Annotated in this window: 6 protein-coding genes and 1 rRNA gene; all 7 read right to left on the reverse strand. The window is 31.5% G+C overall.

The window, feature by feature from the left end:
* Positions 1-1174: 1174 nt before the first annotated feature.
* Positions 1175-2341 (reverse strand): nucleotide sugar dehydrogenase, encoded by a 1167-nt coding sequence (locus IM532_RS13205; protein WP_194183971.1) that lies wholly within the window; start codon positions 2339-2341, stop codon positions 1175-1177.
* Between the two features lie 20 nt (positions 2342-2361).
* A complete protein-coding gene (locus IM532_RS13210) occupies positions 2362-3666 on the reverse strand; it encodes a nucleotide sugar dehydrogenase (RefSeq protein ID WP_194183972.1) in 1305 nt (434 codons plus the stop codon).
* Positions 3667-5119: 1453 nt separating this feature from the next.
* Entirely contained in the window at positions 5120-6091 is a 972-nt protein-coding gene (locus tag IM532_RS13215; RefSeq protein ID WP_194183973.1) for an SDR family oxidoreductase, read from the reverse strand.
* Positions 6092-6156: 65 nt separating this feature from the next.
* Entirely contained in the window at positions 6157-7167 is a 1011-nt protein-coding gene (locus IM532_RS13220) for an NAD-dependent epimerase/dehydratase family protein (RefSeq protein ID WP_194183974.1), read from the reverse strand.
* A gap of 26 nt (positions 7168-7193) precedes the next feature.
* On the reverse strand, positions 7194-7619 hold the full coding sequence (locus IM532_RS13225) for an adenylyltransferase/cytidyltransferase family protein (RefSeq protein WP_194183976.1): 426 nt from the start codon (positions 7617-7619) through the stop codon (positions 7194-7196).
* Positions 7620-7731: 112 nt separating this feature from the next.
* Positions 7732-8724, reverse strand: a complete 993-nt coding sequence (locus IM532_RS13230; RefSeq protein WP_194183975.1) for a mannose-1-phosphate guanylyltransferase — start codon at positions 8722-8724, stop codon at positions 7732-7734.
* Between the two features lie 1804 nt (positions 8725-10528).
* Positions 10529-10611, reverse strand: a 5S ribosomal RNA gene (rrf, locus tag IM532_RS13235); the annotation flags it as partial.

Here is a 10611-nt window from a genome sequence, read left to right on the forward strand (position 1 = left end):
TGGAGGATAAGAAAGATTTAGCGAGTGCTAACGAGTCATTTAAATCTTTCCCGCAATGAAATTTAATTTTAGTTAAATAGATTTGAAGCCTTGATTTTTTTGGTTCTTTTTGTATCAAGACAAAAAAGAACATAATTTTAAAAAATACCTAAGCCACACCGTGGCTCCTCCTCTCAAATCAAATTTTTTGTATCAAGACAAATCCGAAGGATTCATGAATACAATAATTATAAAATAATAAACCAATGAATAAAAAATGAACATCTAAATAAAACAAATTTCTACTTATTAACTAATTAACCTCTTCAATCATTGCTTTTTAATTGGCCTTAAATTCGCGCGTTAAGAAAAATAATAAAATGACATTCTCTATTTATCACTTTTTAAATGGCCTACCGATTAGCAGACGAGTGTCAATTCATTGAATGGAACGCAAAAATTTTTAGTAACCGATAGGTTATCTTATTAAAAATTTTAGTTAAATGAAATGAATATTGACCGTCGAAAATCGAAGCCTTGATTTTTTTGGTTCTTTTTGTATCAAGACAAAAATGAACATAATTATAAAAAGAATATTCCACTTTTGATCTAGAAAAAAGTGATAATTAAAAAGAATACCTAAGCCACACCGTGGCTTCTCCTCTCAAATCAAATGTTTTTTTTATCAAGAAAAAAAATGAACATAAATATAAAAAATACCTAAGCCACACCGTGGCTTCTCCTTTTAATCTCAAATGTTTAATTTCAAATTTTTTGTATCAAGAAAAAAATGAAAGTATAAAATAACACTTATAAGCAAATACTTATTCTATTTTAATTAGTTAATACCTCTTTACTAGATCACTTCTTCACTTCTTCACTCCTTCTCTTTTCCTTTGGCCTCTAAATATATAACGTTAAGAAATTAAATACAATGGAGGATTAAGAAAGATTTAGCGAGTGCTAACGAGTCATTTAAATCTTTCCCGAAATGAAATTTAATTTTAGTTAAATAGATTTGAAGCCTTGATTTTTTTGGTTCTTTTTGTATCAAGACAAAAAAGAACATAATTAAAAAAAATTATAATTACTAAAAACTAGTTCAATAATCCCTTCTTCCCTTTTAAACAAAAAAAAATCTGGAAAGAAAAACTCCCCAGATTTAACATGTATAAAAATAGAATGGCTTGGAAGATTAATCCTGACCAAATAAATCTCTTGTATATATTTTTTCCTTCACATCATTCAATTCCTCTACCATACGGTTAGAGATAATTACATCACATTCTTGTTTAAAAGCCGTTAAATCATTCAAAACCTGAGAACCAAAGAAAGTTTCCTCCTCTAATACAGGTTCGTACACAATAACTTCTATACCTTTTGCTTTGATGCGTTTCATAATTCCTTGAATTGCAGAAGCACGGAAATTATCTGATCCCGATTTCATGATTAAACGATAAATACCAACTTTATTAGGATGTTTAGCAATAATAGAATCCGCTATAAAATCCTTGCGCGTACGGTTAGAATCTACAATGGCACGAATTAAATTATTCGGGACTGTGTTGTAATTCGCTAACAGCTGTTTCGTATCTTTTGGCAAACAGTAACCACCATACCCAAATGATGGATTGTTGTAATGAGAACCAATACGTGGATCTAATCCAACACCCTCAATAATCTGACGGCTATCTAAATTAAAAATCTCCGCATAGCTATCTAATTCATTAAAGTAAGAAACACGCATCGCCAAATAAGTATTCGAAAATAACTTAATCGCTTCCGCTTCTGTTGCATCTGTAAACAATACTGGAATATCTGCTTTGATAGCACCTTCCTTTAGCAACGCTGCAAATTCCTCTGCACGCGCACTACGCTCTCCTACAATAATACGTGACGGGTATAAATTATCGTACAACGCCTTCCCTTCACGTAAAAATTCTGGAGAAAAGATAAGATTAGTATACCCTTCTCGAGCTTTAATCTCTTCCGTGAATCCAACTGGTACTGTTGATTTTACAACACAAACTGCGGACGGATTATACTCCTGTACTTCTTTTAAAACAGCCTCTACACTACTTGTATTAAAATAATTGGTTTTCGGATCATAATCTGTAGGAGTAGCTATGATAATAAATGAGGCATTTTCGTAGGCTTCTTTCTTATCTAACGTCGCCTTAAAGTTTAAATCTTTATGCAATAAAAAATCAGTAATTTCCTTATCCTCGATAGGAGATACTTTTTGATTTAATAAATCTATTTTTTCAGGTACAATATCTAAGGCCACCACTTCGTGATGCTGTGCTAAAAGCATTGCATTAGATAAACCAACGTATCCTGTTCCAACTATTGTAATTTTCATGTTGAGGTTTTTTTTGATGCTTATAATCTTTTATCAATGTCCGCTAAAGGAAGAATACCTTTAACATCATAGATTACGCCATTTTCATTTAAATAAGATGAAAAATCAAGGCTTAAAAATTCGGTATGTGCAACTGTTAATACAATGGCATCATATTTTTGATGTGCAATGGCATCTAACGTGTCGACAGAATCAATCCCATATTCATGTTTTACTTCCGCTGGTTTTGCCCATGGATCAAAAGTAGTTACATGCAACGAATAGTCTTCTAATCCTTTGATTACATCTACCGCTTTAGTATTGCGTACATCCGGACAATTTTCCTTGAACGTAACCCCTAAATTAAGAATTTTAGCACCATTTACTTTAATATCTTTCTTAATTAATGTTTTTACGATTTCTGAAGCTACATAATGCCCCATCGAATCATTCAAGCGACGTCCAGCTAAGATAATCTCTGGATGATACCCTTTTTCTTGTGCTTTTTGAGCCAAGTAATAAGGATCTACACCAATACAATGCCCACCAACTAAACCTGGTTTAAAAGGTAAGAAATTCCATTTAGTTCCAGCAGCTTCTAATACAGCATGAGTATCGATATCTAATAAGTTAAAAATCTTAGCCAATTCGTTCACAAATGCAATATTAATATCACGTTGCGAATTCTCAATTACTTTAGCAGCTTCCGCTACTTTGATACATGGAGCTAAATGTGTTCCAGCAACAATAACTGATTGGTATAAGTTATTAACAACCTCTCCAATTGCTGGAGTTGATCCTGAAGTTACTTTTAAAATCTTTTCTACTGTATGCTCTTTATCGCCTGGATTGATACGCTCTGGTGAATAACCTGCAAAGAAATCTACATTAAATTGTAAACCTGATACACGTTCCAATACAGGAATACATTCTTCCTCAGTAACACCTGGATATACTGTTGATTCGTAGATTACGATATCTCCCTTCGACAATACTTTACCTACTGTTTCGGAAGATTTATATAATGGAGTTAAATCGGGACGGTTATTTTTATCTACTGGTGTAGGAACCGTTACGATATAAATATTAGCTTCTTGGATATCTGCTAAATCAGCAGAACATAATAATCCGTTAGTTGCTGTAGTAAAAGGGTTTTCCGTTACAAGTACCTGTTGTAAAATATCTTCTTCAACTTCTAACGTATGATCTTGCCCTTGATTTAGTTCACCAACTCTTTTTTGATTGATGTCAAATCCTACAACCGGATATTTCGTAGCAAATAATCGTGCTAGTGGTAAACCTACGTACCCTAATCCTATTACAGCTATTTTATGTTGTATACTCATGTTAATGTATGTGTTATTTTTTTAGTGTCTTTATGATATATGACTAATCGTTGAAACGACTTATAGTTAGTTTTGGTATTATTAAAATGGTGAAATTACTGATCTAATTTCTCATTTACTAGTTTTCAAATTATTTTATGAAATAACTCCTTTATTTTTCTTTTGGCCTCTAAATCTATAAGGTTAAGAAAAAGAATAAAAATGACATTCTCTATTTATCACTTTTTAAATGGCCTTAAATTCGCGCGTTAAGAAAAAGAACGAAGAAGGCGTTAAAAATAATTTGCCGACGTCAGGAGCGATTCAAATTATTTAGCCAACTGAAGTTCTTTTTTAGCGAAGAATTTACAGCCTTGATTTTTTTGGTTCTTTTTTCATCAAGGAAAAAAGAACATAATTAAAAAAATTACCTAAGCCACACCGTGGCTTCTCCTTTTAATTTCAAATGTTTTGTGTCAATACAAAAATGAACATATTAAATAAAAAACAAATCTCTACTTATTAAATCAAATAACTCCTTCACTTTTCCTTTGGCCTCTAAATCTTTAACGTTAAGAAAAAGAATAAAAATAATATTCTCTATTCATCACTTTTTAAATGGCCTTAAATTCGCGCGTTAAGAAAAAGAACGAAGAAGGCGTTAAAAATAATTTGCCGACGTCAGGAGCGATTCAAATTATTTAGCCAACTGAAGTTCTTTTTTAGCGAAGAATTTACAGCCTTGATTTTTTTGGTTCTTTTTTCATCAAATTTGAAATTAAAAGGAGAAGCTTAATAAGCTTCGGAATATAGTATAAATAGAAAACCAATATCTACTTATTAAATCAAATAACTCCTTATCCTTTGGCCTTAAATTCGTGCGTTAATAAAAAGAACGAAGAAGGCGTTAAAAATAATTTGCCGACGTCAAGAGCGATTCAAATTATTTAGCCAACTGAAGTTCTTTTTTAGCAAAGAATTTACAGCCTTGATTTTTTTGGTTCTTTTTGTATCAAGACAAAAATGAACATATTAATTAAAAAACAAATCTCTAAAAACTAGTTCATCTGTTCACTTCTTCACTAATTAAATTTCAAATAACTCCTTATCCTTTGGCCTTAAATTCGCGTCTTAATAAAAATAATAAAATGACATTCTCTATTTATCACTTTTTAAATGGCCTACCGATTAGCAGACGAGTGTCAATTCATTAAATGGAACGCAAAAATTTTTAGTAACCGATAGGTTATCTTATTAAAAATTTTAGTGAAATGAAATGAAAATTGACCGTCGAAAATCGAAGCCTTGATTTTTTTGGTTCTTTTTGTATCAAGACAAAAAAGAACATAATTTAAAAAAATACCTAAGCCACACCGTGGCTTCTCCTCTCAAATCAAATGTTTTGTATCAAGACAAAAATGAACATATTAATTAAAAACAAATCTCTAAAAACTAGTTCACTCCCCTCTATTCCTTACCCCTTCAAATTCTCCCAATACCATTGCACGGCCTCTTGTAAACCTTGACCAATAGTATGCGTAGGTTGATACCCTAATAACGATTTAGCTTTTTCGATAGATGCTAACGAATGTGGAATATCACCTTGACGGTTAGGACCATACACGACTTCAACTTCAGCAATAGCAGGATCAAAAGAAGATAAATATTCTTTCAAGTAACTAATTAACATATTTAAAGTAGTACGATCACCTACTGCGGTATTATAAACTGTATTAACAGCCTTTTCGTCAGTCGTTAGCATAGCTAATTCATTCATCTGAATAACATTATCTATATATGTAAAATCGCGAGAAAACTCTCCCGTTCCATTGATAACTGGAGATTCATGATTCATCAATTGTTTAACGAATAATGGAATTACGGCAGCATAAGCACCATTTGGATCTTGTCTACGACCAAATACATTAAAATAACGTAACCCAATACAAGGAAGACCATATGTTTTTGAATAAATATCTGCATACAATTCATTCACATACTTAGTCACTGCATAAGGCGATAAAGGTTTTCCGATGATATCTTCTACTTTCGGTAAGTTTTCTGAATCACCATAAGTGGAAGATGAAGCTGCATATACAAACTTTTGAACCTTCTCATCTCTTGCAGCGGTAATCATATTTAAAAAACCAGTGACATTTACTTCATTAGACGTTTGAGGATCTTTTATAGAACGTGGTACAGATCCTAAGGCTGCTTGATGCAATACGTAGTCTACACCAGATACAGCTTGTTGACATGTCGAAAAATCACGGATATCTCCTTCGATTAAAGTATAATTCTTATTTTCTAAAAATGGTTCAATATTGTAACGATGACCTGTTGCAAAATTATCTAAACAAGTTACCTGGTATCCTTTTCCCAAAAAATATTCTGTTAGATTAGATCCTATAAATCCGGCTCCTCCAGTAATTAAAATATGTTTCATTTATGTTAGCTAGTTGTAATAAGCATGTAAATGTACAAACTATAACTTGTTTAAGTTATTTAGAATTATTTATTTTTATAATAGCTTTTAAACCATTCAACGAAGTTATGAACACCTTTATCAACAGGGTAAGTGGGCTGGTAACCAAAACCTTGCATTAAATCGTCTACATTAGCCCATGTTTGATTAACATCGCCAGGTTGCATAGGTTGCATATCTAATTCGGCAGTAAGTCCAGTTGCCTTTTCTATTTCTTGTATAAAATCCATTAGTTGCACCGGTTTACTATTTCCGATATTATACAATTGGTACAAAGGAGTGCTTTCTTTTTCAATTAATTTGATGATTCCTTGAATGATATCATCTATGTAAGTAAAATCACGAGATAAATCACCATGGTTAAAAACCTTGATAGGACGACCATTTAGAATAGCATCTGTAAATAAAAACATCGCCATATCTGGGCGACCCCATGGGCCATATACCGTAAAAAATCGTAGACCTATGGTCTGAAATTTATATAAATGACTGTAGGTATGAGCCATAAGTTCATTAGCCTTCTTTGTAGCAGCATATAAACTAATGGGGTGATCTACATTTTGTGTGGTTTGAAAAGGTACATCGGTAGAGTTACCATATACACTAGAGCTACTGGCATACATCAGTTGTTTAACCTGATGATGACGACAACATTCTAAAATATTTAAATAACCTACAAGATTACTTTGCCCATAGGCATGTGGATTCTCTATACTATAGCGTACGCCAGCCTGAGCTGCTAAATGTATAACACGAGAAAAAGCATAAGTACTGAATAATTGATTTAAAAATTCAAAATCTTCAATCGCAGTTCGATAAAATGAAAATTTAAACTTTGATGAGGTACATAGTTGATTAAAATTTTCAGCTTCATTTTTTGAAATACCTAAAGCATTTAATCGACCATACTTTAATTCAATATCATAATAATCGTTAATATTATCAATTCCAATTACAGTATACCCTTTTTCGCATAGAGTTTTACTCAGATGAAAGCCGATAAAACCAGCTGCGCCTGTTATTAGTATAGTTTCCATAGCTTTATTGATAGTTAGGTTTTGTATTACTTGCTGGTCGGTTTTTCGTTATCTGCCACTACTCTACGTAAGGATGAACTAGAAAAACGATGACCTCTTTTGTTATAATAGATTTCGATATTATTTTGTAGACAGTATTCTTTTCCTGTGAAATCTTTATTCTTATACTCTTCTCCAATAATACGAATATCGATAGGCATAGCGCGTAGAATATCATCCAAGTCCTGCTCAGTAGTATAAGGGATTATTTCGTCCACATATTTACAACCTTGCAACTGAATATAGCGCTCGACCACCGATTGTGTAGGTTGATTCTTTGATGGTTCAATATCCATAGGGTCTGTGTTAAGACCTACAATTAAATATTCACACCTTTTCTTAGCTTCTTCAAGCATCATGATATGCCCGGCATGTAATAAATCAAAAACACCAAATGTAATTCCTACTTTCATAATTAAAATAATTTGAGTAACGTATAACAAAAATAGGATAACCCTAGATTATAACATCATTATATTAAAAAAAGAAAAGGAGATATTTCTATCTCCTTCTATATAATTTATATTAAACCAAGTCTGGTCGTTTTCTTTCTAAATAATTATACACATTCTTTACTTCTTGCGAATCTTCTTTCTGAAGAATTAGATTTGCTGTAGGAGTTGTAACAAAAATACAATTGTTTAATCCTACAAAAGCTGTATAGGTATTTGTTCCGATAGTCATATTCCCATTTCGATCTACTGGATGACCTCCAGATCTAAAATAATCATAAAGTGCCTCAAAAGATCCTAAATCGTCCCAAGCAAATTTAGCAGGAACTACTTTAATTCTTTTACTTCTTTCCATCACTGCATAATCTATACTATTTGCTGGAATATCTAATGATAATGCTTCATCTAAATAACCATCCTTAGCATTTTCCCAAGCGATGAAAGATTTTTCATAGATTTCAGGTTCAAATTTCTTTAATTCCTCTAATAATATGCCTGCTTTAAAACAAAACATTCCACTGTTCCATAAGAAGTTTCCTCTTTCAATAAAATCTTGGGCAGTAATATGATTAGGTTTTTCTCGGAATGAAAGTACACGATCACCTTTATGTTCTATATACCCATAACCTGTTTCTGGATGAGTAGGCTGTACTCCAAAGGTAACGATGTAATTAGAACGAGCTAATTCTATCGCACGTTGTATAGCATCTTCATATTCATCCATTTTCTGAATCAAATGGTCTGATGGAGTAACAATTAAAATATCATCTTTATCTACAGCAAATGCAGAAAATGCAATAGCTGCAGCAGTATTACGTGGAACTGCTTCAGTTACTTTTAAACAATTTACATTTAATTTATTTAAAATTTCCTGTGATAAACACTCATTGTCCTTATTCCCAATAACCATTAAATCAGTCGTAATCTTTTGATTCCTTTTGATTGTTAATTCAAACAATGACCTATCATTAAATATCTCTAAGTATTGTTTAGGATGACTCTTACGCGACATCGGCCACAATCTACTACCAACACCTCCTGATAAAACTACATTATATATTTTCATTCCTTATATACATTCTATAAATAGAGCAACAAATTTAAACCATTAAATCTAATTATTCATATCTTAATATATTACAATATATAACATACAACTGGTATATAACTGATAAATAACTAATTAAAAAAATATATTTTAAAAATAATAGAAAAAACAATCAAGACATCACCGTTTATTAGATACTTGAGATTTTGAATTAATAACTATAAATAATAATAGGATTAAGTTCACACGTTTACATGTTCAATTGTTTCCACCTTCCTATTGCCTAGTTTCTAATCCCTAAAATAACACATGCTAATAATGGCCTTAAATTCGCGCGTTAAGAAAAAGAATAAAGTAGGCTTTAAAAATAATTTGCCGACGTTAGGAGCGATTCAAATTATTTAGCCATCTGAAATTCTTTTTTAGCAAAGAATTTACAGCCTTGATTTTTTTTGGTTCTGTTTTTTTTATCAAGAAAAAAAATGAACATCTAAATAAAAAATAAGTTCACTAGTTCACCTACCAGCTTTAATCTGGCCTTAAATTCGCGCGTTAAGAAAAAGAATAAAGTAGGCGTTAAAAATAATTTGCCGACGTCAGGAGCGATTCAAATTATTTAGCCATCTGAAATTCTTTTTTAGCAAAGAATTTACAGCCTTGATTTTTTTTGGTTCTGTTTTTTTTATCAAGAAAAAAAATGAACATCTAAATAGAAAAATATTCTTCAGTAAATTATATTCCAAAGCTTATTAAGCTTCTCCTCTCAAATCAAATGTTTTGTGTCAAGACAAAAATGAAAGTATACCTAAGCCACACTGTGGCTCCTCCTTTTAATTTCAAATGTTTTGTATCAAGACAAAATGAACATATTAATAAGATATAAGTTCACTTGTTCAAAACTCCTATAATTGCCTCTAAATCTATAACGTTAAAAAATTAAATAGAATGGAGGATAAGAAAGATTTAGCGAGTGCTAACGAGTCATTTAAATCTTTCCCGCAATGAAATTTAATTTTAGTTAAATAGATTTGAAGCCTTGATTTTTTTGCTTCTTTTTGTATCAAGACAAAAATGAAGATAATTATTATAAATGAATATTTACTTTTTAAAACAAGTTCACTAATCACTTGTTCACTATTTAAATGACCTACTGATTAGCAGACGAGTGTCAATTCATTGAATGGAACGTAAAAATTTTTAGTAACCGATAGGTTATCTTATTAAAAATTTTAGTGAAATGAAATGAATATTGACCGTCGAAAATCGAAGCCTTGATTTTTTTGGTTCCTTTTTCATCAAGAAAAAAAATGAACATCTAAATAAAAAATAAGTTCACTAGTTCACATACCAGCTTTAATCTGGCCTTAAATTCGAGCGTTAAGAAAAATAACGAAGAAGGCGTTAAAAATAATTTGCCGACGTCAGGAGCGATTCAAATTATTTAGCCAACTGAAGTTCTTTTTTAGCAAAGAATTTACAGCCTTGATTTTTTTTGGTTCCTTTTGTATCAAGACAAAAATGAAGATAATTATTATAAAATCAATATCTACTTATTAAATCAAATAACTACTTCTCTTTTCTTTTGGCCTCTAAATCTATAACGTTAAGAAATGAAATAGAATGGAGGATTAGAAAGATTTAGCGAGCGACAGCGAGGCATTTAAATCTTTCCCGAAATGAAATTTAATTTTAGTTAAATAGATTTGAAGCCTTGATTTTTTTGGTTCTTTTTGTATCAAGACAAAAATGAACAGAAGTTCCCTATAAAAGTTTAGGGCATAAAAAAAGCCCAATCTAATTAAAGATTGAGCTTTGTTATAAAGACTGGCGACGACCTACTCTCCCGCAATAGCAGTACCATCGGCGCTGAAAGGCTTAACTTCTCTGTTCGGAATGGGAAGAGGT

The sequence above is a fragment of the Faecalibacter rhinopitheci genome (assembly GCF_015234135.1).
GTDB classification, from domain to species: Bacteria; Bacteroidota; Bacteroidia; order Flavobacteriales; family Weeksellaceae; genus Empedobacter; species Empedobacter rhinopitheci.